General features: G+C 64.7%; 19 protein-coding genes. 2 read left to right on the top strand and 17 right to left on the bottom strand.

The window, feature by feature from the left end:
* Positions 1-54 precede the first annotated feature (54 nt).
* The 6 genes from tgt to ABB26_RS01790 all read right to left on the bottom strand — a co-directional run bounded on the left by tgt (position 55) and on the right by ABB26_RS01790 (position 6763).
* Positions 55-1194 carry a tRNA guanosine(34) transglycosylase Tgt gene (tgt, locus tag ABB26_RS01815; protein WP_057631864.1) on the bottom strand — a complete coding sequence of 380 codons (1140 nt, stop codon included), beginning with the start codon at positions 1192-1194 and terminating at the stop codon, positions 55-57.
* 73 nt (positions 1195-1267) lie between these two features.
* Positions 1268-2266, bottom strand: a complete 999-nt coding sequence (locus tag ABB26_RS01810) for an ABC transporter ATP-binding protein (RefSeq protein WP_057631863.1) — start codon at positions 2264-2266, stop codon at positions 1268-1270.
* Positions 2263-3912 carry an ABC transporter permease gene (locus tag ABB26_RS01805; protein WP_057631862.1) on the bottom strand — a complete coding sequence of 550 codons (1650 nt, stop codon included), beginning with the start codon at positions 3910-3912 and terminating at the stop codon, positions 2263-2265. Before ABB26_RS01805 ends, ABB26_RS01810 begins: the two co-directional genes overlap by 4 nt.
* 75 nt (positions 3913-3987) lie before the next feature.
* Complete coding sequence (locus ABB26_RS01800; RefSeq protein WP_083490631.1) at positions 3988-5067, bottom strand: Fe(3+) ABC transporter substrate-binding protein; 1080 nt, start codon at positions 5065-5067, stop codon at positions 3988-3990.
* A gap of 94 nt (positions 5068-5161) precedes the next feature.
* On the bottom strand, positions 5162-6205 hold the full coding sequence (gene queA, locus ABB26_RS01795; RefSeq protein WP_057631861.1) for a tRNA preQ1(34) S-adenosylmethionine ribosyltransferase-isomerase QueA: 1044 nt from the start codon (positions 6203-6205) through the stop codon (positions 5162-5164).
* A gap of 126 nt (positions 6206-6331) precedes the next feature.
* A complete protein-coding gene (locus ABB26_RS01790; protein WP_057632012.1) occupies positions 6332-6763 on the bottom strand; it encodes an Lrp/AsnC family transcriptional regulator in 432 nt (143 codons plus the stop codon).
* 116 nt (positions 6764-6879) lie between these two features.
* Here ABB26_RS01790 and ABB26_RS01785 point away from each other — a divergent pair, with 116 nt between their 5' ends.
* Positions 6880-8376, top strand: coding sequence for an aminotransferase class III-fold pyridoxal phosphate-dependent enzyme (locus tag ABB26_RS01785; RefSeq protein WP_057632011.1), 1497 nt, complete (start codon positions 6880-6882; stop codon positions 8374-8376).
* 205 nt (positions 8377-8581) lie between these two features.
* Here ABB26_RS01785 and ABB26_RS01780 read toward each other — a convergent pair whose 3' ends face one another.
* The 5 genes from ABB26_RS01780 to ABB26_RS01760 all read right to left on the bottom strand — a co-directional run bounded on the left by ABB26_RS01780 (position 8582) and on the right by ABB26_RS01760 (position 15743).
* The gene (locus tag ABB26_RS01780) at positions 8582-9985 is read right to left on the bottom strand and encodes an efflux transporter outer membrane subunit (protein ID WP_425477229.1); all 1404 of its coding nucleotides are present in this window, start codon (positions 9983-9985) and stop codon (positions 8582-8584) included.
* Between the two features lie 5 nt (positions 9986-9990).
* Positions 9991-10728 (bottom strand): SDR family oxidoreductase, encoded by a 738-nt coding sequence (locus ABB26_RS01775; RefSeq protein ID WP_057631859.1) that lies wholly within the window; start codon positions 10726-10728, stop codon positions 9991-9993.
* Between the two features lie 139 nt (positions 10729-10867).
* Positions 10868-14038: an efflux RND transporter permease subunit gene (locus ABB26_RS01770; protein ID WP_057631858.1), complete on the bottom strand. Its 3171-nt coding sequence runs from the start codon at positions 14036-14038 to the stop codon at positions 10868-10870.
* 106 nt (positions 14039-14144) lie between these two features.
* Positions 14145-15299, bottom strand: coding sequence for an efflux RND transporter periplasmic adaptor subunit (locus ABB26_RS01765; RefSeq protein ID WP_245626118.1), 1155 nt, complete (start codon positions 15297-15299; stop codon positions 14145-14147).
* Between the two features lie 216 nt (positions 15300-15515).
* Positions 15516-15743, bottom strand: a complete 228-nt coding sequence (locus tag ABB26_RS01760) for a hypothetical protein (RefSeq protein ID WP_057631857.1) — start codon at positions 15741-15743, stop codon at positions 15516-15518.
* A 125-nt stretch (positions 15744-15868) separates the two neighbouring features.
* Between ABB26_RS01760 and ABB26_RS01755 the strand changes: the two genes are divergently transcribed.
* Positions 15869-16891: a LysR family transcriptional regulator gene (locus ABB26_RS01755; protein WP_057631856.1), complete on the top strand. Its 1023-nt coding sequence runs from the start codon at positions 15869-15871 to the stop codon at positions 16889-16891.
* Between the two features lie 175 nt (positions 16892-17066).
* Here ABB26_RS01755 and ABB26_RS01750 read toward each other — a convergent pair whose 3' ends face one another.
* The 6 genes from ABB26_RS01750 to ABB26_RS01725 all read right to left on the bottom strand — a co-directional run bounded on the left by ABB26_RS01750 (position 17067) and on the right by ABB26_RS01725 (position 24143).
* Entirely contained in the window at positions 17067-17576 is a 510-nt protein-coding gene (locus ABB26_RS01750; RefSeq protein WP_083490629.1) for a hypothetical protein, read from the bottom strand.
* A gap of 238 nt (positions 17577-17814) precedes the next feature.
* The gene (locus ABB26_RS01745) at positions 17815-18369 is read right to left on the bottom strand and encodes a hypothetical protein (RefSeq protein ID WP_057631854.1); all 555 of its coding nucleotides are present in this window, start codon (positions 18367-18369) and stop codon (positions 17815-17817) included.
* Positions 18370-18522: 153 nt separating this feature from the next.
* Positions 18523-19128 (bottom strand): inorganic diphosphatase, encoded by a 606-nt coding sequence (locus ABB26_RS01740; protein ID WP_057631853.1) that lies wholly within the window; start codon positions 19126-19128, stop codon positions 18523-18525.
* A 25-nt stretch (positions 19129-19153) separates the two neighbouring features.
* Complete coding sequence (locus ABB26_RS01735) at positions 19154-20524, bottom strand: purple acid phosphatase family protein (RefSeq protein WP_083490628.1); 1371 nt, start codon at positions 20522-20524, stop codon at positions 19154-19156.
* The gene (locus ABB26_RS01730) at positions 20524-21633 is read right to left on the bottom strand and encodes an NHL repeat-containing protein (protein WP_057631852.1); all 1110 of its coding nucleotides are present in this window, start codon (positions 21631-21633) and stop codon (positions 20524-20526) included. Before ABB26_RS01730 ends, ABB26_RS01735 begins: the two co-directional genes overlap by 1 nt.
* Positions 21630-24143: a TonB-dependent receptor gene (locus ABB26_RS01725; RefSeq protein ID WP_057632008.1), complete on the bottom strand. Its 2514-nt coding sequence runs from the start codon at positions 24141-24143 to the stop codon at positions 21630-21632. The genes ABB26_RS01730 and ABB26_RS01725 overlap by 4 nt, the downstream gene beginning before the upstream one ends.
* Positions 24144-24306 lie beyond the last annotated feature (163 nt).

The raw sequence follows: 24306 nt of genomic DNA, 5'->3' as shown, positions 1-24306 counted from the left end.
CCGTGAAGTATGCCACGCCCCCGGGACATCGTCCCGGGCGGCGTGAACGCGCTGCTACTCCCCCGACAACGCCGGGACGCTGGCGCCCCGGGCTGCATAGAAGGACTCGCGGAAGGCCAGGAAGGTTCCCGACTCGATGGCCGCGCGCATGTCGGCCATCAGTTTTTCGTAGTAGAACAGGTTGTGCATCGTGCCCAGCATCGGCGCCAGCATCTCGTTGCAGCGGTCCAGATGACGCAGATAGGAGCGCGTGTAACCGCTGGTGCAGGCATGGCAGCCGCAGCCCGGCTCGATCGGGTTCATGTCCCGCTCGTACTTGGCGTTGCGGATGCGGACCGTGCCGAACGAGGTGAAATAGTGGCCATTGCGGGCGTTGCGGGTGGGCATGACGCAGTCGAACATGTCCACGCCACGGGCCACGCCTTCGACCAGATCCTCCGGGCGACCCACGCCCATCAGGTAACGCGGGCGGTCGGCCGGCAGGATCGGATGCATGTGGTCGAGCATGGCGTTGCGCTCATGCTCGGGCTCGCCCACCGCCAGGCCGCCGATGGCATAGCCGTCGAAGCCGATCTGCTGTAGGCCTTCGGCCGAGCGGCTGCGCAGGTCGGTATGCACGCCGCCCTGGACGATGCCGAACAGCGCGGCGTCGTTGCCCAGCGCCTCGTGCGCGTTGCGGCTGCGCTGCGCCCAACGCAGGCTCAGTTCCATCGAGGTGCGCGCCACCGGCTCGGTGGCCGGGTACGGGGTGCACTCGTCGAAGATCATGACGATGTCCGAATCCAGCACCTTCTGGATCTTCATGCTCTCTTCCGGCCCCAGGAACACCCGGGCGCCGTCGGTCGGCGAAGCGAAGGTGACGCCTTCTTCGGTGATCTTGCGGCGATGCGCCAGCGAGAACACCTGGAAGCCACCCGAGTCCGTGAGAATCGGCCCATCCCAACGGCAGAAGCCATGCAGGCCGCCGTGGTCGGCAATGACATCCAGGCCCGGGCGCAGATACAGGTGGAAGGTGTTGCCAAGGATGATCTCGGCGCCGAGCGCGCGGACCTGCTCCGGCAGGATGCCCTTCACCGAGCCGTAGGTGCCGACCGGCATGAACGCTGGGGTCTGCACGGTGCCACGCGGGAAGGACAACTGGCCACGGCGGGCGCGGCCATCGGTGTTCTGGAGCTTGAACTGCAGTCTGGACATTGAGGTGGATAGCTATCGGATACGTGCAATTGTCGCGGATATGCGGCGCCGGGGCGAATCGCGCCCACGGCACCTAGCCCGCGAAGCGTACCGGTGCGGAATTCGTCCACCGCAGGGCAATGCTCTCCCCCGCCACCGGGGCGGTCGCCCCATTGAAATCCAGCGCCAACCGTTGCCCCCCGGGCAGGCGGACCCAACCGCTGTAGCCCGGGCCGCGGAACACCACCGACTCCAGCACGCCACGCAGGCTGCCGGCCGGATCAGGCTGCAGGTCTTCGGGCCGGACCAGCACACTGCCTTCACCCATTTCAAGCAGCGCCGCCGGCAGCACCACGCCCCGCCCGATGAAACCGGCGACGAACGCATCGCCCGGCGCCCGATACAGCTGCGGCGCCGCGTCCCACTGCAGCAGGCGCCCACCCTGCATCACGCCAATACGGTCAGCCATGGCAAAGGCCTCCGACTGGTCATGGGTGACCATCAGCACCGTCGTGCCGGTGGCCTTGAGCAGTTGCCGCAGCTCCTCGGCCAGCCGTTGCCGGGTACTTGTATCCAGATTGGAGAACGGCTCGTCGAGCAACAGCAGCTCCGGCATCGGTGCCAGTGCACGGGCCAACGCCACCCGCTGCTGCTGGCCGCCGGAAAGCTCATGCGGATAGCGGCCAGCCAGCCCTTCCAGCCCGACCTGCAGCAACAGTGCAGCGACCCGTTGCTGCCGCTTCGCCCGCACGACCCCGCGCAAACCGAAGCCAACGTTGGCGGCGACATCCAGATGCGGAAACAGCGCGTAATCCTGGAACATCATCCCGACCCGGCGCTTCTGTGCGGCCACACTGCCGGCCGGGCCATCCAGTTCACGCCCGCCAAGCACGATGCGCCCCTGCTGCAACGGCTCGAAGCCACTGATGGCGCGCAGCACCGTGGTTTTTCCACAGCCCGAAGCGCCGAGCAGGCAACCGATTTCCCCGCGCGCCAGCTGCAGCGTCAGACCATCGACCACCGGCTTGAAGCCATCGGCACCGGCATAGCCGACCTGCACCGCCTGCAACTGCAATTGCGGCAAGCCGGTCATGACCGCACTCCGTGGGCGGCACCGGCACGGGCCAGCAGAATCACCGGCAGCAGACCACTCAATACGATCAACAAGGCCGCCACCGCACCCTCCTCATAGGTTCCCCGCGCAGCCTCGGCATACAGCCAGGTCGCCAGGGTTTCAAAATTCATGGGCCGCAGCACCAGCGTGGCCGGCAGCTCCTTCATGGTGTCCACAAACACCAACAACGCCGCCGCGGCAAATGCCGGCCGCAGCAGCGGCAGGTGAACGCGTCGCAGCATGCCACCGGCACTTTCGCCCAGATTGGCCGCCGCCTGGTCCAGCGATTGCGGCACGCGCGCCAGGCCCGCCTCGATGCCGCCCACCGATATCGCCAGAAAGCGCAGGCTGTAGGCCACCACCAGCGCTATCGTCGATCCCATCAACAGCATCTGCGCCCGGCCACCGTCGATGACGGAGCGCAGTTCCGCGAACACCGCATCCAGCGCCCCCATTGGCACCAGCAAGCCGATCGCCAGCACGGTGCCGGGAATGGCGTAACCCAGCGACGTGATGCGGCTGCAGGCCGACGCCAGTCGCCCCCCTCGGCGCACCTGCGCAAGCCGCAAAGCCCAGGCCACCGCCAATCCCACGACCATCACCACCGCGGTTGCCGCCAGCGCGATGCCCAGCGTGTTCTGCAAGGCCCCCAACAACTGGGGGGAGACACCGGCATCCCGCACACGCTGCATCGCCTCCCAGGCCAGGTAGGCCGCAGGCACCACAAAACCCACCAGCACCGGCAGGGCGCCCAGTGCGAACGCCAGCGCAGCGCGGGCGCCACGCAATGTCTGCGGCTGCATGGGTCGTGGCCGCAAGGTGCTGGCATAACGTTGACGGCGCCGACCATGCTTTTCGAGCATCAACAGCACCGCCACCAGCAGCAGCATCGCCAATGCGATCTGTGCCGCCCCCGGCAGATCACCCCGACTGACCCAGGTGGTGTAGATGGCGACAGTCAGGGTCTGTACGCCCAGAAACTCGGACGCACCAATGTCGTTGAGCGCTTCCAGCAGCGCCAATGCCACGCCGACCGCAATGGCCGGGCGAGCGAGCGGCAGCGCCACCTGCCGGAACAGCTGTGCCGGCGTCGCCCCCAGGGTCCGCGCCGCTTCCAGCAGACCTGCAGCCTGGGTCATGAACAAGGCGCGGGTGGTCAGGTAGACGTAGGGGTACAACACGAAACCCAGCAGCACGATGCAGCCGGCCAGGTGGCGGATGTCCGGCAGGCGGAATTCACGTGGACTGCTGTAACCCAGCAGTTCGCGGATCAGGCCCTGCACCGGCCCCAGCGGATGCAGCACATCCAGGTAGGCATAGGCAGCGATATAGGTCGGCACCGCCAAGGGCAGCAACAGCGCCCAGCTCAACAGGCGCTGGCCGGGAAAACGGTATGCCGTCACCAACCAGGCGCTGCCGGTACCCAGCACGGTGACCAGCACGCCAACCCCCAGCAGCAGCATTACGGTATTGCGCAGCGCCACCGGCAACACATTCGCCCACAGGTGCTCCCACAAGCCCGCACTGCCCTGCAGTGCCGAGAACGCCAGGGCAACCACCGGCGCAAGCATGACCAGGGACGCCAGCACAGCCGTGACCAGCCATGGATTCCATCGACGCATCATCACGCGGCCACTCCGGAAAAAACGACGCCGATGCCCCGCTCAGGGACATCGGCTGATCGCATCACCGGGCAGCCCTCAGTTGTCGAAACCAACCTTGTCCACCAGCTCGCTGGCAAGCTTGCGATTGGCGACCACCTCGGTCAGTGGCAGCGGATCAATCTTCATCGGCCCGAAGCTGGCGACTACCGGATCCAGTTCAACGCCAGGCTTGACCGGGTACTCGTAGTTGGCGCGCGCATACAGGCTCTGCGAACCATCGCTGACCAGGTATTCCAGCAGCTTGACCGCGTTGTCGCGGTTCGGCGCATGCTTGGCCACGGCCGCGCCGGAAATATTGACGTGGGTACCGCCATCGGCACCGGCAAACACCGGGCGTACCACCTGGATGGCTTCGCCCCAGGCGCGCTGCTCGGAGCCTTCCTCGGCATTTTTCATGCGGCCGACGTAATAGGCATTGGCGATGCCGATGTCACAGATGCCTGCCAGGATGTCGCGGGCCACGTCACGATCGCCACCTGCTGCCTTGCGTGCCAGGTTGTTCTTCACCCCACGCAGCCAGGCTTCGGTTTTCTCGGCACCGTCGTGGGCAATCATCGCTGCGAACAGGCTGGTGTTGTACGGGTGCTGACCCGAACGGATGCATACCCGTCCTTTCCACTTCGGGTCGGCCAGATCCTGATAGGTGAAGCCGTCCAGCTTCAGGTCCTTGTCCGCGTACAACACGCGATCCCGCAGCGACAGCGCAAACCATTGACCATCGGCGCCACGCAGGTTGGCCGGGATGGCCGCGTTGAGAACCTCCGAAGCCACCACCTGGGTGTGGCCCGCTTCCACCACATCCAGCAGGCGGCCTGTATCCACGGTCATCAGGACATCGGCGGCGGAGCGCTCGCCTTCTGCGGCCAGACGCTCGGTCAGGCCGTCCTTGAGCAGCACGGTATTGACCTTGATGCCGGTGTCGGCGGTGAAAGCATCCAGCAGCGGCTGGATCAGGCCCGGCTCGCGTGTGGTGTAAAGATTGACCTCACCTGCTGCCGCGACGGCAGGCGTACCGCCCGCAGCAGCGGGCGCGGTGTCGGTCTTGGCGCAGGCGCCCAGAAGAATGAGGGAACACAGGGCAGCCAGATGGCCGGCGGCGCGCTTCGGATGACGCATTTGATTCTCCAGAAGTGGTCGTCGGAACCGGCTTGGTGGCCGGCAACGGTTTCAAATGAGAATTTATCTCATTTTGATTGCCACTCCTACTGCGTCAAACCGCCGCACCCTCCTGCGCGGGAAACAGCAGCATCGCGTCGCCGTAGCTGAAGAAGCGGTAGCGCTGCTCGATGGCATGCGCGTAAGCCTCGAATACCCGCTGCTTGCCGGCGAACGCACTGATCATCATCAGCAGCGTGCTCTCCGGCAGATGGAAGTTGGTGACCATGGCATCAACGCTGCGGATGCGGTAACCGGGGGTGATGAAGATCTGGGTCTCGCCGGCATAGGGATGCAGCTCGCCGTCCCGCATCGCGCTCTCCAGCGCCCGCACCACCGTGGTACCCACGCCGATCACGCGGCCACCGGCAGCACGGGTGCGCCGCACCTTGTCCACCAGTTCGGCACCGACGTTGAGCCATTCGCGGTGCATCACATGATGCGTGAGGTCATCCACGCGCACCGGCTGGAAGGTGCCGGCACCCACATGCAGGGTGATATGACCGAACTGCACGTCGCGCTCGCGCAACTGCGCCAGCAAGGCTTCGTCGAAATGCAGGCCTGCGGTCGGCGCTGCCACCGCGCCCACCTGCCTGGCGAATACGGTCTGGTAGCGCTCGCGGTCGTCGGCACCCGGTTCACGGTGGATGTACGGCGGCAACGGCAGCCGCCCTTCGTGCACCAGCCAGGATTCGAGCGGCTCGGGGATATCGAAACGCAGCACGTAGAACTCGCCATCGCGCCCCAGCACCTCGGCTTCGCCGCCCGCGTCGAGCTGAATGCGGCTGCCCGGCTTGGGCGACTTGCTGGCGCCGATCTGGGCGCGGGCCTGCTGGCCGCCGAGCAGGCGCTCGATCAGGATCTCGACCCGGCCACCGGTCGCCTTCTGCCCGAACAGACGCGCCGGGATGACCCGCGTGTCATTGAAGATCAGCAGGTCACCCGGCTGCAGCAGCTGCGGCAGGTCGCGGACATGGCGGTCATCGAACGCCTCCGGTGCCGGCGGAACCAGCAACAGGCGGCTGGCCGAACGTTCGGCCAAAGGGGCCTGGGCGATCAACGCCTCGGGCAGCTCGTAATTGAAATCGGACTTCTTCAAGGCCGGAACGTCTTGCGGGGAGCCGGCTATTGTAGCTCCGGGCGGGGTTCTGGCTTGTACGGGGATCGACAGTCAGTGACGCGGAGTGAGCGGCGAAAAGGCAGCGGGGCCCTCCCACGCGCCGCTTCAACGCTCGAACTTCGTCGACAGAATGATCGCGCTGGTGGTGCGCTCGACGCCGTCCACCGCACCGATGGCGTCGGTGACCACATCCATTTCGCTGACCCCGCCGACCACCACCATCGCGATCAGGTCGTGATTACCGCTGACCGAATGCAGCGAGCGCACCTCCGGGATATCGCGCAGGGCCTTGACCACGGCCGGCATCTTCTTGGGCAGCACGGTGATCAATATGTGGGCGCGCACCTGCCCCTGCTCGTAGTCCTCGTGGGTGCGCACCGTGTAGCCGGCAATCACCCCTTGCTGCTCCAGGCGATCGATGCGGCTCTGCACGGTGGTGCGTGACAGGCCAAGCCGGCGGGCGATCTGCGCAGTGGAAGCGCGAGCGTCTTCGCGCAGAACGGAAAGCAGGCGCTCGTCGGCAGGAGAAATCTTCACATTGCACACCCGTTTCGTCTATTCGACGAAATTAACCGAAAAATCGTCGAGATCACAGCTGCCATGTGTCCAGAATCTCCAGATAATGGCTATACAAGAAAATTCTGGAGATGAGCATGACCGTACTCGGCCCCCTTGCCCCGCTTCGCGCGCACGCCGGCACCCGCCTTACCCAGGGTCTGGACGATGCCAGCGTCGAGCGCCTGGCCATTGCCCATCCCGACCTGGCCAGTGCCATCGAGGCCGCTGGCAACGAATACACGCGCGTCAAAGCTGAAGTCGCCGATCTGCTGGACCTGGACGAGAAAGACCAGATCGACGCGATGCAGGCAGGCTTCGTCAATTTCTACGCCGATGACGCGGTGGTGCCGTACATCGCGCTGGCCGCCTGCGGCCCGTGGGTGATCTCGCTCAAGGGCGCGGTGCTGTACGACGCCGGTGGCTACGGCATGCTCGGTTTCGGTCACACCCCGGCCGACGTGATGGCCGCTGCGGCAAAACCGCAGGTGATGGCAAACATCATGACCCCGAGCCTGGCCCAGCGCCGCTTCACCCAGGCAATGCGCCAGGAAATCGGCCACAGCCGTGGCGGTTGTCCGTTCTCGCACTTCATGTGTTTGAACTCCGGCTCCGAAGCCGTCGGCCTGGCCGCACGCATCGCCGACATCAACGCAAAGCTGCAGACCGACCCAGGCGCACGCCATGCCGGTGCCACCATCAAACGTGTTGTGATCAAGGGCAGCTTCCACGGCCGCACCGATCGCCCGGCGCTGTATTCGGACTCCAGCCGCAAGACCTACGACCAGCACCTGGCCAGCTATCGCGGCGAGAACAGCGTCATCACCATCGCGCCGTATGACGAGGCGGCGTTGCGCAAGGTGTTTGCCGACGCTGAAGCCAACCACTGGTTCATCGAAGCGGTGTTCCTGGAGCCGGTGATGGGCGAAGGCGACCCGGGCCGTGCGGTACCTGCGAGCTTCTACAAGCTGGCACGCGAACTGACCCGCGAACACGGCAGCCTGCTGCTGATCGATTCCATCCAGGCGGCACTGCGCGCGCACGGCACGCTTTCGTTCGTCGATTACCCTGGCTACGAGATGCTGGATCCGCCGGACATGGAGACCTACTCCAAGGCCTTGAACGGTGCACAGTTCCCGCTGTCTGTGCTGGCCGTCACCGCACACGCCGCCGGCCTGTACCGCAAGGGTGTGTACGGCAACACCATGACCACCAACCCCCGTGCGCTGGATGTGGCCTGCGCCACCCTCACCCGCCTGTCGCCGGCCGTGCGACAGAACATCCGCCTGCGCGGCGAACAGGCCGTGCAGAAGCTGGAAGCACTGAAGGCAAAACTGGGCGGCCTGATCACCAAGGTGCAGGGCACCGGCCTGTTGTTCTCCTGCGAGCTGGCACCACAGTTCAAGTGCTACGGCACCGGCTCCACCGAAGAATGGCTGCGCATGCACGGCGTCAATGTGATCCATGGCGGCGAGAACTCGCTGCGCTTCACGCCGCACTTCGGCATGGATGAGGAAGAGCTGGACCTGCTGGTGGAGATGGTTGGCCGTGCGCTGGTTGAAGGCCCCCGTCGTGAACAGGCCAACGCGGCCTGATCCGGATTGCCGCATGGGTGAATCGAAAGAGGCGGCCATCTGGCCGCCTCTTTTTTTGGGGAACTGGAAGATGCCGGCTCCCTCCAGCCCCTCTTCCGCGAGGGGCCTGGAACTACGCTTCTGGCATCGGCGACGCCTTGAGCCCCCCTCCCCTCGCGGGAGAGGGGTTGGGGAGAGGGGCCCGCTGACATCACTTCACTTCGATTTACGGCAACGCCGCCACCGACTCCGCCGACTGCACACCACCGCCCAGCGCCTTGTATACGGCCACCACGTTGACGTTGACCGTTGCCTCGGCCGCAGCCAACGCATCATCGGCAGCCAGCTGATTGCGCTGTGCATCCAGCAAGGCAAGGAAATCCTCCGAGCCTTCGCGGTAGCGGATCTGCGCCAGGCTTGCCGCACGACGTGCCGCCTGTGCCTGCTCGGCAATGATCGCCAGGCGCGCCTGTTCCTTGGCATAGCGTGTCAGCGCGTTCTCGGTGTCCTCCAACGCCAGCAGCACCGCCTGCTCGTACTCGGCAGCCGCACCGTCGGCCTGCGCCTTGCTGGCACGCAAACGCGCGCGCACGGTACCGAAATCGAATGCAGCCCAACTGATCGACGGGGTCAGTGACCATGCCTTGTTGCTGCCGTTGACCAACCCGTTCGCATCGCCGCCGAGGAAGCCGACGAAACCACTCAGGCTGATCCGCGGAAACAGATCCGCAGTCGCCACGCCAACACGCGCGGTCGCCGCCGCCAGACGACGCTCGGCACTACGCACATCCGCGCGCTGACGCAACAGATCGGTGGTGTCGCCCAGCGGCAATGCCTTGGCGAACGCCGGCACTTCGCGTGGCTGCAGCAGTGTGTTCAACGCATCAGGGCGTTCTCCCAGCAACACCGCCAGGCGATGCCGTGACTGCACCTGCGCCACCTCCAGCAACGGAATGTCGGCTTCAATCGCCTTCAAGCGCGCGCGACTGCTCTGCACGTCCAACTCACTGCCGGCGCCCAGTTCCCACCGTGTTTCGGTGAGCTGCTGGGTGTCGCGCAGGTTGATCAACGTCTGCTGGGCCACTGCGATGCGCTTCTGCGCACCACGCAACTCGAAGTAGTTGCGGGCAACTTCGGCAGCAACCGTGACCTGGGCATCGACCAGGCCGTCCCGCTCCGCGCCGAGGTCGGCACGCGCGGCCTCCGCGGCACGACGCTGGCGACCGAACAGATCCAGCTCCCAGCCGGCATCAAAGCCGAGCTGGTAGCTCTCGCTGTAGGCACGTTCCCCACCCTGGGCAGGGTCGGGTTGCTTGCGGCGATCCTGACTGCCACCGGCAGTCACATGCGGCGCCTGATCCAGACGTTGCTCGGTGAAGACCGCGCGTGCTGCACGCACCCGCGCCATGGCGACCTGGAGATCAAGGTTTCCGGCCAGTGCGCCGTGCACCAGTTGCGTCAACACCGGGTCGTCGAACTGCGACCACCAGTTGGCAACCGGCGAGGCGGTACTGAAGGAGGGATCAGCACTGCCCTGCAGCTGCACCACCTGCGGCGGCGGCGCCTTGTAGTCGGGGCCGACACTGACGCAGCCGGCCAGCAGCGCGCTGGCAACGGCGGCGGTCAACATGCGTATCACCACGGCAGCACCTCGCCGAGATAAGTGAAGCTGCCGGTCGGGCCGTCACTACCGATCAACGCCATCTGCACGCTGGAACGCGCGCCGTCAGCGATCTCGATCTCACCTTCGCCACCGTTCATATCGGTTTTGACGTAGCCCGGATGCACGGTGTTGACCTTGATCGGCGTAGCACGCAGCTCATAGGCCAGACTCAACGTCCAGCTGTTCACTGCCGCCTTGGAGGCGTTGTAGGCCGGAATCTTGAAATCCCAGATATCCGACGTGGGATCGGCATGCAGCGTCTGCGAGCCCAACACGCTGGACACGTTGACGATGCGCGCGGCATTGGACTTCTTCAGCAATGGCAGGAATGCCTGGGTCACTGCCACCAGCGCGAACACGTTGGTATCGAAAGTGCTGCGCCAGGCATCCAGTGACTGTGCCGATGGCGCCAGCGCCGGATCCTCCAGCAGTACGCCGGCGTTGTTGACCAGGATATCGAGACGGCCATGACGTTCGGTGACGTGCTCGACCGCGATGGCGATGCTGTCCGCATCGGTCACATCCAGCTGCAGCGCTTCCACAGGCAGGCCTTCGGCTTGCAGCTTCAACGCCAGCGCCACCGCCGCCTCACGCTTGCGCCCGGCCAACAGCGTGTGCACGCCGGACTGCGCCAGCTGGCGTACGGTCTCGGCGCCAATGCCACGGGTGGCGCCGGTAACCAGCGCGATCTTTTCGTTGTGATTGCTCATTGGATAGTTCTCATGGGGGAGTATTTGGGATGGCTGCAGACCACTTCCGGATCGTCACCCCCGCCTTTGGCGGGAGGGAAAACCCTGGAGCGGGAGCGAAGAGCAGGAGATTCCCCACTCTTCGCCCATTGCTCCTGCCTCAGTGATGCAGGGTCGGCTCACCATGCAGTGCCAACTTGCCGCCACCGTTCCGGGTAACGAACTTGCGCAACGCGACGTAGAACACCGGCGTCAGGAACAACCCGAACAACGTTACGCCTAGCATGCCGGCGAACACCGTGATGCCGGTGACCGAACGCACCTCGGCACCCGCACCGTGAGACAACACCAGCGGGATCGTGCCGGCGATGAAGGCGATGGACGTCATCACGATCGGACGCAGACGCAGACGGCAGGCTTCCAGTGCCGCTTCGACAATGCCCTTGCCACCCATTTCCAGTTCGCGGGCGAACTCGACGATCAGGATCGCGTTCTTGCATGCCAGGCCCATCAACACCACCAGACCCACCTGCACGAACACGTTGTTGTCGCCTCCGGTCAGCCACACGCCGAACAAGGCGGACAGCAGCGTCATCGGCACGATCAGGATCACCGCCAGTGGCAGCGACCAGCTTTCGTACAGCGCAGCCAGCACCAGGAACGCCAGCAGGATCGCCACCGGGAACACGATGAAGGCGGCCTTGCCCTGCGTGGCCTGCTGGTAGCTCAGGTCGGTCCACTCGGTGGTCATGCCCACCGGCAACACCTTGCCGGCGATATCGGTCAGCTTGTTCATCGCCTCGGCCGAGGACAGCATGCGCGGGTCGGCTTCACCTGCCAGATCCGCTGCCGGGTAACCGTTGAAACGCAGCACCGGATCCGGGCCGTAGGTTTCCTTCACGGTCACCATCGAGCCGATCGGCACCATCTCGCCGCGATCATTGCGGGTGCGCAGCTTGCCGATGTCTTCCACGCTGTCACGGAACTGACCGTCGGCCTGTGCGATCACCTGCCAGGTACGACCGAACTGGTTGAAGTCGTTGACGTACGCCGAACCCAGATAGGTCTGCAGCGTGTCGAACAACTCCGTCAGCTGCACGCCCTGGGCCTTGGCCTTGACGCGATCCACTTCCGCATCCAGCTGCGGCACGTTGGCCTGGTAGCTGGTGATCGGGTATGCCATGCCCGGCGTCTGCGCTACGGCACCCTGCATCGACTGCACCGCGTTCTGCAACGCGCCATAGCCAAGGTTGCCACGGTCCTGGATGAACATCTGGTAGCCATTGCCGTTGCCCAGACCGAGGATCGGCGGCGGCATCATCGCGAACGCGAAGCCTTCCTGCAGCCCGGCGATCTTCTGGTTGATCTCGGCATTGATCTGCGCTGCGGTGCGGCCATGGCGCTCGTTGAACGGCTTGAGCGGGATGAACGCCACGCCGGTGTTGGGCGTATTGGTGAACTGCAGCGCATTCAAGCCGGGGAACGAAATGGTGTGCGCAACGCCATCGGTTTCCTGGGCGATCTTGGCCACCTTGCGCAGCATTTCATCGGTCCGGGCGATGGACGAACCTTCCGGCAACTTCACACCGGCGATCAGGTACAGCTTGTCCTGGGTCGGAATGAAGCCAGGCGGCACCAGCTTGAAGATCACACCGGTGCCCAACAGCAGGATCGCGTAGACCACGAACACCGCACCGCGACGGCCCAGGATCTTCGACACACTGCTTTCGTACTTCTCCGAACTGGACTTGAAGAAGCGGTTGAACGGACGGAATACCCAGCCGAACAAGCGGTCGATCAGACGGCTCGGGCCATCCTTCGGTGCACCGTGCGGCTTGAGCAGGCGCGCGGCCAGTGCCGGCGACAGAGTCAGCGAATTGATTGCCGAGATCACCGTCGAGATGGCGATGGTGACGGCGAACTGCTTGTAGAACTGGCCGGTCACGCCGGACAGGAACGCCATCGGCACGAACACCGCACACAGGACCAGCGCGATGGCGATGATCGGCCCGGACACTTCCTTCATCGCTTGGTGCGCCGCCGCCGTCGGCGACAGGCCTTCCTCGATGTTTCGTTCGACGTTCTCCACCACCACGATGGCGTCATCCACCACGATGCCGATCGCCAGCACCAAACCGAACAGGCTCAGCGTGTTGATCGAGAAGCCCAGCATGTACAGCGCCGCGAATGTACCCACGATCGACACCGGCACTGCGATCAACGGAATGATCGAGGCACGCCAGGTCTGCAGGAACAGGATCACCACCAGCACCACCAGCGCGATGGCTTCCAGCAGCGTGGTCACCACGGCCTTGATCGAATCGCGCACGAAGATGGTGGTGTCGTACACCGCTTCATACTTCACGTCGGCCGGGAAGGTCTTCTGCATGTCGTCCATCGTCGCGATCACCGCGTCGCGGATCTCCAGTGCGTTGGCGCCTGGTGCCTGGAAGATGCCGATGCCCACCGCGTTCTTGCCATCGAGCTGCGAACGCAGCGTGTAGTCGCCCGCGCCGAGTTCGACGCGCGCCACATCCGACAAGCGCACCACTTCACCATCGACACCGCTCTTGAGCACGATGTCCTTGAACTCCTGCTCGCTGCGCAGGCGGCCCTGGGCGTTGATCAGGGTCAGGAACTGGCTGTTGGGCATCGGCTCGGCGCCGAGCTGGCCGGCCGAAACCTGCACGTTCTGCTCACGCATCGCACGCACCACGTCGCTGGCGGTCAGCCCGCGTGAGGCCACGCGGTCCGGATCCAGCCACGCGCGCATGGCGTAATCACCACCACCGAAGATCTGCGCGTCACCTACGCCCTGGATACGCGCCAGTGCATCCTTGACGTGCAGGCGTGCGTAGTTGCGCAGGTACAGCGTGTCGTACTTGCCCTGGGGGGAGGTCAGGTGCACCACCATCAGGAAGGTCGGCGACTGCTTCTGCGTGGTCACACCCTGCCGACGCACGTCCTCAGGCAGGCGGGCCTGCGCCTGGGCGACGCGGTTCTGCACCTTCACCGCCGCCTCGTCCGGGTCGGTACCCGGACGGAAGGTGATGGTCATCTGCAGCACGCCGTCGGAGCCGGCCACCGACTTGAGGTACATCATGCCCTCGACGCCGTTGATCGCTTCTTCCAGCGGCGTGGCCACGGTCTCGGCGATGACCTTGGGATTGGCGCCCGGGTACACCGTGCGCACCACCACCGAGGGCGGTACCACTTCCGGGTATTCACCGATCGGCAGCATCGGAATGCTGATCAGGCCTGCGGCAAAGATCACGATCGATAGCACCGCCGCGAAGATCGGTCTGTCGATGAAGAAACGGGAAAAATCCATAGGGGGAAGTCCTTGAAAGGGCTGACGACGGCAAGCAGCCACCCTGCCCTCGCCCTTTCGGGCGAGGACCTGGAGCCGGCACCACGCCGGCATCAAACGAAGTGGATCAGTTCAGCGACGCGGTCTTGGCACCGGCGGCCGGCACTGGCTGCATCGCCACCGGCTTGGCCTGTACCGGCATGCCTGGCATGAACACCTTCTGCACGCCATCAACAATCACCTTGTCGCCGGCGGCCAGGCCCATTTCGACAATGCGCAGGCCTTCCGCGGTGCGACCCAGCTGCACATCCTTGCGCTGCGCCTTGCCGTCCTTGTCCACCACGTACACGTACTTGCGGTCCTGGTCGGTGAGCACGGCCTTGTCGTCGATCAGTACGGCCTGGAACTCACCACTGCCGAGCAGTCGCACGCGGGCGAACAGACCCGGCGTGAACAGACGCTCACGGTTGTCCAGCAACGCACGCACGCCGATGGTGCCGGTGCTGCGCGCGACCTGGTTGTCGAGGAAGTCGACCTTGCCGTCATGCGGGAAACCTTCTTCGCCGCTGAGGCCGACCTTCACCGGCAGCGCCTGGTCACGCTCGCTCGGGCGCTCGCCCTTGCGTGCCATCTGCGCGTAACGCAGGAAGGTGCTTTCGTCGGCATCGAAGTAGACGTGCACCGTGTCCAGCGACACCAGCGTGGTCAGCACGCTGGCCACATCACCGGCCGTCACCAGGTTGCCGGCGGTGACCATCGCGCGCCCGGCACGGCCATCAATCGGCGCGCGCACCTTGGTGAACTCAAGGTTCAGGCGCGCGGCATCCAGTGCGGCCTGTGCCGCCATCACCTGCGCACCGGACTGATCGGCAGCAGCGCGACGCTGCTCGGCCGTTTCCGCTGCGATGGCCTGCTGCTCGGCCAGGCGGCGGGCGCGCTCGGATTCACTGCGTGCCAGTGCCGCCTGCGTGCGAGCGCGCGCCAGTTCGGCCTGTGCGCGGTTGAACTCAGCCTGGTAACTGCGCGCATCGATGGTGAACAGCACGTCGCCCTTCTTCACCTCCTGGCCTTCGACGTAATTGACCTTGTCGATGTAGCCGGACACACGCGGGCGCAGTTCAACACTCTGCACCGCTTCGACGCGGCCGCTGAACTCGTCCCATTGGCTGACCTGCTTGACCAGCACCGGCGCGGCGCTGACCTCGGGCGCTGGCGGCATGCCGGCTTCTTCGGCGTGACCGCCACTGCAGGCGGCGAGGACGGCAAGGGCAAGCGCGGACATGCCGAAAGTGGCAATGCGCCGCGTGATGCGGGAGGGGAAGGAGATACCGTTCATGTCATGCATCCATGGGGGAGTGGAAGGAAAACGAAAGTCCAAATCGAGCGGGTATGCAGCCATGCGCGGCGCAACATTCCGGGGCACTGCCGCGCAGCGCTGCGCACGCACCCTTGAAAGCGACGTTGCGGAATCGCTGAATACGCGGGAGCAGTGTCCCGCTCACGGAAATTTTTCTCCCACTGATGGGACAAAGAACCGCAGGCAACGCACCAGACCATCCCGAATCACGCCCTCACCCACGCGCTTGGCGGCCACTTCGGAATCCTTGAAAAGGCTTTCAAAGTTCAATGGATTCAGGTTGTTGACCGAAAAACGGTAATTGGAATTACCAGAGAACGCCGGAGTACGGCGGGTCTGACGGAACGGGGCGAGGTGGCGCAGGCGCATGGCTGCAAATCCGGACTTGGCGGAGGACGAAACAGTAATCCTCTAATCCAGACTTGATTAGTACGAATTCAAGGGAATAATCATCCCGTCGCCGGCACAATCCCGCTGCCGCTAGAGCGCCCCCCATGGCCAACGATCTCAATGACACCCTGATCTTCGTGAAGGTGGTCGAACAAGGAAGTTTCACCGCAGCCGCCCGCCTGCTTGGGCAGCCCAAGACCACCGTCAGCCGCAAGGTGCAGGAACTGGAAAGCCGGCTCGGTGCGCGCCTGTTGAATCGAACCACCCGCCGCCTCGGCCTGACCGAAGCCGGCACCGTCTACTACGAACATTGCCAGCGCATTGCCCGTGAACTGGAGCAGGCCGAAAGCGCGGTGAGCCAGCTGCAGTCCGGCCCACGCGGCTGGTTGCGCTTCACCGTGCCCTACTCGATGGGCACGATGTGGATCGCACCATTGCTGAACCAGTTCCAGGCGCAGTACCCGGAAATCCGTGTCGACATGCATCTGGGCAACGAGAAGCTGGACCTGATCGCGGGCGAAACCGACATGGCCTTGCGGGTCGGGCCGTTGCCCGACTCCAACCTGGTCGCGCGCAAGCTGGGCCGGCTGCGCAGCCAGGTGTTCGCCAGCCCCGGTTACATTCAACGTTACGGCGAGCCGCGCCATCCCAGCGAGCTGCAGTTCCACCGCACGCTGGCGGTACGCAAGGCCCACAACCACAACAACCGCTTCAGCTGGACGCTGGCCGAAGCCGGTGGCGAGATGCAGGAATTCATCGTCAACCCGGCACTGGTCGCCAATGACCCAGCCGCGTTGAACACCATGCTGGTGGCCGGTGAGGGCCTGATGTTGAGCAGCGACGTGATGGCCAAGCCGTTCGTCGAGTCGGGCATGCTGCGTCGCGTACTGGCCGGTTGGACCGGGCCGGAGTATGACTTCAACGCGGTCTTCGCCGGTGGCGGCATGGTGTCACCGAAAGTGCGCGCGTTCATCGACTTCCTGGTCGACAAGCTCAATTTCGACGTCAACTACATGATGCTGCAGTGCCCGAACGCAGGGCGCCTGGCCGAGCTCATCGAGACCCAGCAACGTCCGCAAGGCCTCAAGTTGCCCGATGGCCGCCTGCTGGAAGTGCTCAACGCCTGAGCACCCTCGGCACATCATGCGACGCTCACTGAGCGTCGCATCGTGGACTTCTCCTGGTTCGGGACAGCGGGCTGTCCCTGACTGTGCTACAGCTGACTGCTACAGATAGCGCCCTGCTATCGACAGCGTCAGCTTCACGGCGGACAACGGCCGATTCATTCGTGCGCGATACCGCTCAGTAACCTGAGCGGTAATACGGCACTACGGGCACCACGGGTACCAGCGGCACGTATTGCACTTCGCGGCAACCATCGTAGCGGCTGCAGCTACCGAAATAGCCCGGCCCCCAATAGCGCTGGCGCGCATCGCGGTTGTAGGGGCTGTTGTAGAAATCAGGACGGGCCAGATGCCCGGAGCCGTAATAGCGGTAGGGCGTGGCACCCAGCGAGCCGCTATCGCTCACGCTCTGCGATGCAACCGCATCGCCATCGTTGTCGACATAGCCCTGCTCGTTGTCGTAACGCACCATGCGGTAGTACACCGTTTCCCCATCCTGCTTGCGGCTGTGCAGGCGCTCCAGCCTGCCGCCACCGGCGTCGGCGTAGGCCTGCCCGCCCTCGAACACCACTTCGCTCGGATTGACGAATTCTTCCTGCAGCGGCGCCTGCTGTGCCGTTGCGCCCCAGGAGACGGCAACCAGCAACAGCGCCGCCCCAAACCCCATCAACGTCTTTCCTGCATGCATGACAACTATCCTCCGTGATGACAGCCGGCATCGCAGCAACTGCCGGACTGTCCAAATGATCAAGATCTTCTGCAGAGCAGCTCGCCTTGGCGGCCATGGCAGACTCCAATGCCAACCTCCGCTGCCAGCACTCTGCGACCGACACGCCCGCCGAGTATAAGTCGAGCAACTGATGCAGGGGGTGAAACCGGCTCCCCCTCCTGCCATGGCGATGCTGCCCAGGACCACCGGCCGTCGATCAGCTCTGCCGGCGAACCCGGATGGAATCGCGCATGCCTTCCACGCGCATCTCGTAGTGGCCGTAGTCGCGGAACAGGTAGACACGCGGACTGCGCATGCGGGTGCGCTCGCTCTTGCCATCGGTCTGCAGCCACACCTGCCCGTTCTCCATCCGGAACACCGTGTCACCTTCCCAGCCTTCGAAGTCGCCGGCGATGCGGGTCTCGATGACGGCATCGAAAGCTTCAACGTACGGCCGTGCGTCCGCCGGTACGCCCCAGGTAAAGGGAAGCGCTTGGCCTGCCTTGGGCCGGGGTGGCGGTTCGGTCACGTAACCGGTCGCCGGGTCGTAACGGACCCAGCGGTAGTAGATCGTCTGACCGCTCTCTCTGCGCGTCTGCAGGCGCTCGGGCACACCATCGCCCAGGTCGATGTACGGCTTGCCGGCGATGAAGATCACCTCACTCGGGCTCACCTGCTCCTGCTCACGCGGCGGCAGCGCCGCCGCCGTGGCGGTGACCGCCACCGCCAGCAGCGTGAGAAAAATCCTGCTTGATACAACACCTGCGCGCATGCCTACCCCTCACAAGTATCACGCAACGAGCAAAGCCATCAGCCAGCAGCCAAACGCCCCTCGTTGAGCACAGGAGTATCGCATCCCCCCTGTCCTTGCGGCTCGCCGTGGTGATCCCCACTCCCCCGCAGATGTCGCCAGCACCCGACCGGATCAGCGGATGGCAGACTGGGTTCGGAACTTTTCCAACGCCGCGCGGATCACCTGCCGCGCCTCGGCAGCATCGCCCCAGCCATTGAGCTGGATATCACCGCCGTCTGGCAGCTGTTTGTAGACGCGGAAGAACGCTTCGATGCGCTGCCGCTCCATCGTCGGCAAGTCGTCCAGACTGCGCATGTCGCGGTACGTAGGATCCACCGCGTCCACCGGCACACCCACGATTTTCTCGTCCGCCTCGCCGCGATCGACCATGCGCAGCACGCCCAGCGGACGGAAGCGGATCACCGCGCCCGGCTGCACCGGGAAGCGGGTCAATACCAGGGCGTCGAGCGGGTCTCCACCGCCTGCCAAGGTACGCGACATCGAACCGTAGTTGGCCGGATAGGCAACCGGCATCGACAGAAAGCGGTCCACCCGCAGTTCGCCACCTTCGCCCATCTCATACTTGATCGCTCCACCAGCCGGAATCTCCACCACCAACAGCGCTTCCTCCGGCGCACCGGCAGGCTGCGCAAGCTGGAACGGATGCACCACACCCGACGCGGCACTTGCAGCGCACGGCAACAGGCACAAGAGCATCGCGACAGATCGCAGTTTCATACGCACTCCTTGGGAGTGAACCCGGTCATTCCCAGCACCGGTCGTCGCGCCCCTTGGGCGATACCGGACGCGGGCAATCACGCGGGGCAATGCGGCCTTCGCGCAGCTCCGTGAACTGCTTGCGGCCCTTGCCGTCACGACTGATCTGGAAGGCGTCATACAGCCGACCGGTGGCGGTGCGTGCTTCGTAGCGCAACTGTTTGCCGTCGATATGCAGCACCTGGAACAGCTGCGTATCCTCGGCCACCGGCTCCATCGTGGCCCGTGCCTGCGGCGACAACCGGTACTGTTTGGGGCCGGCCACCGACGAGATGTACTGCGGCAATGCAGCGTTGTCGTCGGCACGTCGCCCGTAGGTATGGTCATGGCCCTGCAGCACCAGATCGACGTGATGCCGCTGCAGTACCGGTCGGATCTGCGTGGCCAGCACCGAGGTATCGCGCTCGGCACGCAGTGGGTACAGCGGCTGGTGCACCACCACGATGCTCCACGGCTGCTGATTGTCCGCGAGCACGCCATCAAGCCATTGCGCCTGCGCCTGCGCGGTGCCCAGATCGAGCGCCGAGGTGCCATCCAGCACCGCCACGCGCACGCCCTGGTAGTCGAACCAATACGTGGTGTTGGCAGTTGCCACTGCACCATTGCCCGGCAACGCGAAACTCACCGGCCAATGTCCGCCCAGCACACGTCGCTCCTGCGGCGTGTCCTCGAACTCTTCGAAGTACTCGTGGTTGCCGGCAGCGGGTGCGACCGCCATCCCCGGCAGCAGCCAGCCACCCGCAGCGAACCATTCGCCCCATTCGCTGTCATCCATGCCGTCACCGCCGCTGACCAGATCGCCTGCGAACAGTGCCAACCGTGCATCCGGCGCGGTCTGCCAGCCCTGGCGGATCACCCGGCTGACGTGACTGAGGTTCTTGTTCTGGGTATCACCGAAGTACAGCAGCGTCAGCGGTTGCCCGGCGGCACCCGCGGTACGGAAGTGATTCCAGGCGCTCCAGGTACCCTGCCCCTGCACGCGATAGGCATACAGCGTATCCGGCTGCAGTCCGTCGATATCTGCACGATGGTGCTGCGACGTGCCGTTCTCGCTCTGCAGGATGCGGCTGTTTGCCGTGATCTGCCGCAGCCTGCCCATGTCCGGCGAATCGCCGGCCAGCGCCAGTTCCAGCAGCGGTGGCGCCGACAACGTCGAAGTGCGCCAGGCGACCGCAAACCCGGTGGCAGCATCCTGTGCCGGCGAGGCGACGATACGGTCCGGGAAGTCACTGGCCGCGTAATGCCGGCTCCCCGCCGGCACCTGCGTATTGGGCTCCGCGGCCGGAGCGACCCCCATCGCTCCGACCGCCACCATCGTGGCTGCCAACAGCAGCCACTGCCTCTTACCCCTGGACATCACAGCGCGCAGTCCTGCGGCAGCGACAAGGCCTTGGCGATGTCGCGCCAGTCAAACGCAACCACCCCCTGATCGTCGTGGACCGCGTACAGAGCCCCCTGCGGGAATCGCGCCGACGGCTGCTGGCTGTTCCAGATGCCGTCGGTGTTGGCCACGGTGTTGCCGTGGAACGCACCCACCGGCGCCAGCGTCTTGCGGTCGAACAGATGGAACACGCTGCGATCCTTGCCCTGCTCGGTGGTGATCCACCAGCCGCCATCGCCGCAGGTCCGCAGCATCACGCCCTCGGCCTGTGCTTTGAACATTCCGTTACCGAACGTATTGCCGGTGAAGTCCCCGCCCAGCGTGTAGACCTTGAACTCGCTGGCGTAGGTTTCATCTTCTTCGGCCACCAGCAGACGATCATTGGCCGGATCGCCCCAGATCGACTCGACCACCCGCAGCGCGCCCTTCGGCGTGGTGTCGCCGATGCTGCGCAGCAGGCGGGCCTGCACGCCGCTGCCATCAAGGGTGACGTGGTAGCGGCGCACGCGCTCGTTCAAGCGCTCCAGCGCCGGCAGGATGTCGTTGCCGGCGGCATCTTCGCCATCATCGTAGGAGTCGGTGACGTAAACGTCGTAGCCGCCCTGCGTCGGGTTCACCCACAGGCCGTAAGGCTTGCGCAGATCCGCACCGGCGAACACGCCCAGGGGCTTGAAGTCCGGCAGCTGCAATACCTGCACGCGGTGGTTGTCACGCTCGACGATGAACAGCAGATCGCCCGTCACCGCGATACCGTTGGGACGATCAAACTGTCCCGGCGCCTTGCCCGTGCTGCCCACGTCACGCAGGTGCTTGCCGGTCTGGCCGTCATAGACGACCAGTTTGTCGGTGGCCTTGGCGGTGGCGATCAGCCACAGCTGGCCATCCGGCGCCCGCCAGCTGGCCGGCGAGTCGATGTTGTCGACCGGCGTCATCGGCGTCAGGAACGCCTCGGCAACCACCACCGGCGGCGCAGCGACCGCACCTTCGGCGACATCGGCAGCGGTCGGCGGGTGCGAAGCCTTTGGTGCCGGCTGGCAGGCCGTCAATACCAACGCGACGGCAGTGCCCAGCAGCGCGGCCCTCACAGGGCCACCTTCAGGCCAACGGCGTAGGTGCGACCGTATTCTTCGTTCTGCAGGGTGCGCGAACGCACGCCCTGGTAAAGCTCCAGCGGTTTGTCGAGCAGGTTGGATGCCTCGAAATACACACTCATGTTCTTGCTGAACTTGTAGTCCAGGCTGAAGTCCAGCTGCGTGTGCGGCGCGACGTAGATGTCATAGGCACTGTTCTTGCCGATGGTGTCCAGATATTCACTGCGGTATACGCCGGCCAGGCGAGTGCTGAAGCCTGCCCATTCGTAACCGACGTGCGCGCTGTACACATTCTTGGACGCACGCGGCAGGGTGAAATCGTCGTTGTGACGACCGGCGATGCCGGGGTCGTAGTCGGTATCCAGCCAGGTACCGCTCACGCCCACCAGCAGGCCCGACCAGGCGCCCGGCAGGAACGCCAGCTGCTGCTGCCAGTTGAATTCGGCACCGAACACCTTGGCCTTGTCGCCATTGATCGCGCGGGTCACATCGAAGCCCGGGTACTCGGCGTCCTCGTCAGTGATGGTTTCCACGATGTAACCGTCGATGGACTTGTTGAACAGGCCCAGCGAAACGATGCCGCTGTCGCCCAGATAGCGCTCGATCGAGAAATCCAGGTTGGTGGATTCGTACGGATCCAGCATCGGGTTGCCGACTCGCACTTCCATGTCGTCACGGTTCACGCCCAGGCGCGGCGACACATCACCGAACGACGGGCGCGCCACGGTCTTGTTGACGGCGCCGCGCAGCACCCAGTTGTTGCTGGTGTCGTAGCGCAGGTGCAGGCCCGGCAGCACGTTGGTGTAGCTGTTGCTGGCGGTACGCGGGGTGACGACCGCGTTCTTGCCGTCCGCATCGATGTCCACCTGGTTGCCGGCGGCTTCGAACTGGGTGTTCTCAACGCGCACACCGCCGATCACGCGCAGTGCGCCGATATCCCAGGTGCCCATCGCATAGGCGGCCAAGATGTCTTCGTTGGCGGTGTAATCCTCTTCCAGCGATGTCATCACATTGCCCGCCACTTCCTGCGGTCGTGCGCTGTACAGGTTGCCGTTGGCCGCCCACCACCTGCGCATGGCCGCCGAGCTCATGCCCTGCCCCAGCGGGCCACCGCGATGATCCAGGGTTTCGCCGTTCCACGTGGTCAAATCGACTGCCGGGCCTTTGCGCAACTCGGCCTCGTCCACGTTCACCGCACGTTCGCGCCAGCGGCCGAGCACGCCGAACTTGTAACTGGCATGATCACCATCGAAGCGGATATTGACCTGCGCGCTACGCTCGCTGTCGTCCACCTGCTTGGGTGCGAGCACCACGCGATCGAACTTGTAGTTGGCGCTGTCGGTCCAGCCGTTGTCGCTCAGTGACAGCCCCGGAATGCCGCTGTTCTGGTCGATGGTGGCCGACAGGTCATCACCGTCATATTTGAAGCGCGTTTCCATCTCATCGTTCACACGCTCGCGGGTCTTGGTGTAACCCAGGCGGTAGTCGAGCACGGCATTGGTCAGGCGATTCTCACCGCCGAGACTGGCGGCGAAGGTGTTCTCTTCCTTGGTGCGGTAGCGCATGCGCTTGGAAATGGCGTCGGCCGGCAGATCATCCACCTGATAACGGCCGTTGCCCAACGCGCTGATGCTGCCGTCTTCAAGCCCGAACACGGTCCGCTGGCGGGTTTCGGCATCGTCGAAACGACTGTACAACGTGCGCAGGTAGTAGCGATTGTCATCGTCCGGATGCCAATCCAGATTGAGGTTGGCACCGGTGCGTTCGCGTTCGATGGTGTACTTGCGGCGCTGCAGTTCGGTGACCACCAGGTCATCGTCCGCACCACCGTCGAACGTGTCATAGGCGGCTTCGGTGTTGTCCGACTCGAAAGTGCGCTTCTGGTAGTTCACGCCCAGCGCCACACCGAAGGTATCGTTGAACACTTCGCTGTAATTGAAGGCGGCCTTGGGGCTGGTTTCACCGGACAGCTGCTGATGGCTGGCTTCGATCTTGCCCTTCAGCGAGCGCCCGTCGCGGTCGAATGCCGAGGCAGACTCCACCACCACGCTGCCGCCGATGGCATCGCCCGGCATGTCCGGCGTGGCCGACTTGATCACCCGCAGGCGCTCGGTCGAATCGGTGGGAATCACATCCAGCGGCGCGCCACGCGATGAATCCTCCGGGGTGCCCACGGCGATGCCGTCGATGCTGACGCTGTTGAGTGCCGCATCCAGGCCACGCACCACCACGAAGCGACCTTCGCCCTGGTCGCGGGTGACACTGACGCCCGGCAGACGCTGCAGCGATTCGGCCACGTTCATGTCCGGATAGTCACCCATGGAATCCGACGCAATGCCGTCCTGGATCCCATTGGCATCGCGCTTGAGCTCGACCGCGCGGGTCTGCGCTTCCAGCTGCGGACGCACCTCGATCCGCTCCAGGTCCACCGCGCCTGCGGCAGCGGCAGCCACCACCGATCCGTCCGGTGCCACCTGCTGCGCCCCCGCCGGCGCAGCGGCCATGCAGGCCACCACGGTCGTTACTGCCACCACCAACACGCTCTTGCGCACACCTGCCCCCGGAACTGTGTAAAGGATGGGTGTGCACGTTATGTCCGTTGGGTTGCGCCCCCATGACAGCGTCGAGGCGGGAATATTTCAGCGGCGTACTGGCCGAGTACAGAAC

The organism is Stenotrophomonas humi, assembly GCF_001431415.1.
Lineage (GTDB): Bacteria > Pseudomonadota > Gammaproteobacteria > Xanthomonadales > Xanthomonadaceae > Stenotrophomonas > Stenotrophomonas humi.
This window is presented reverse-complemented; position numbering and strand designations above follow the sequence as displayed.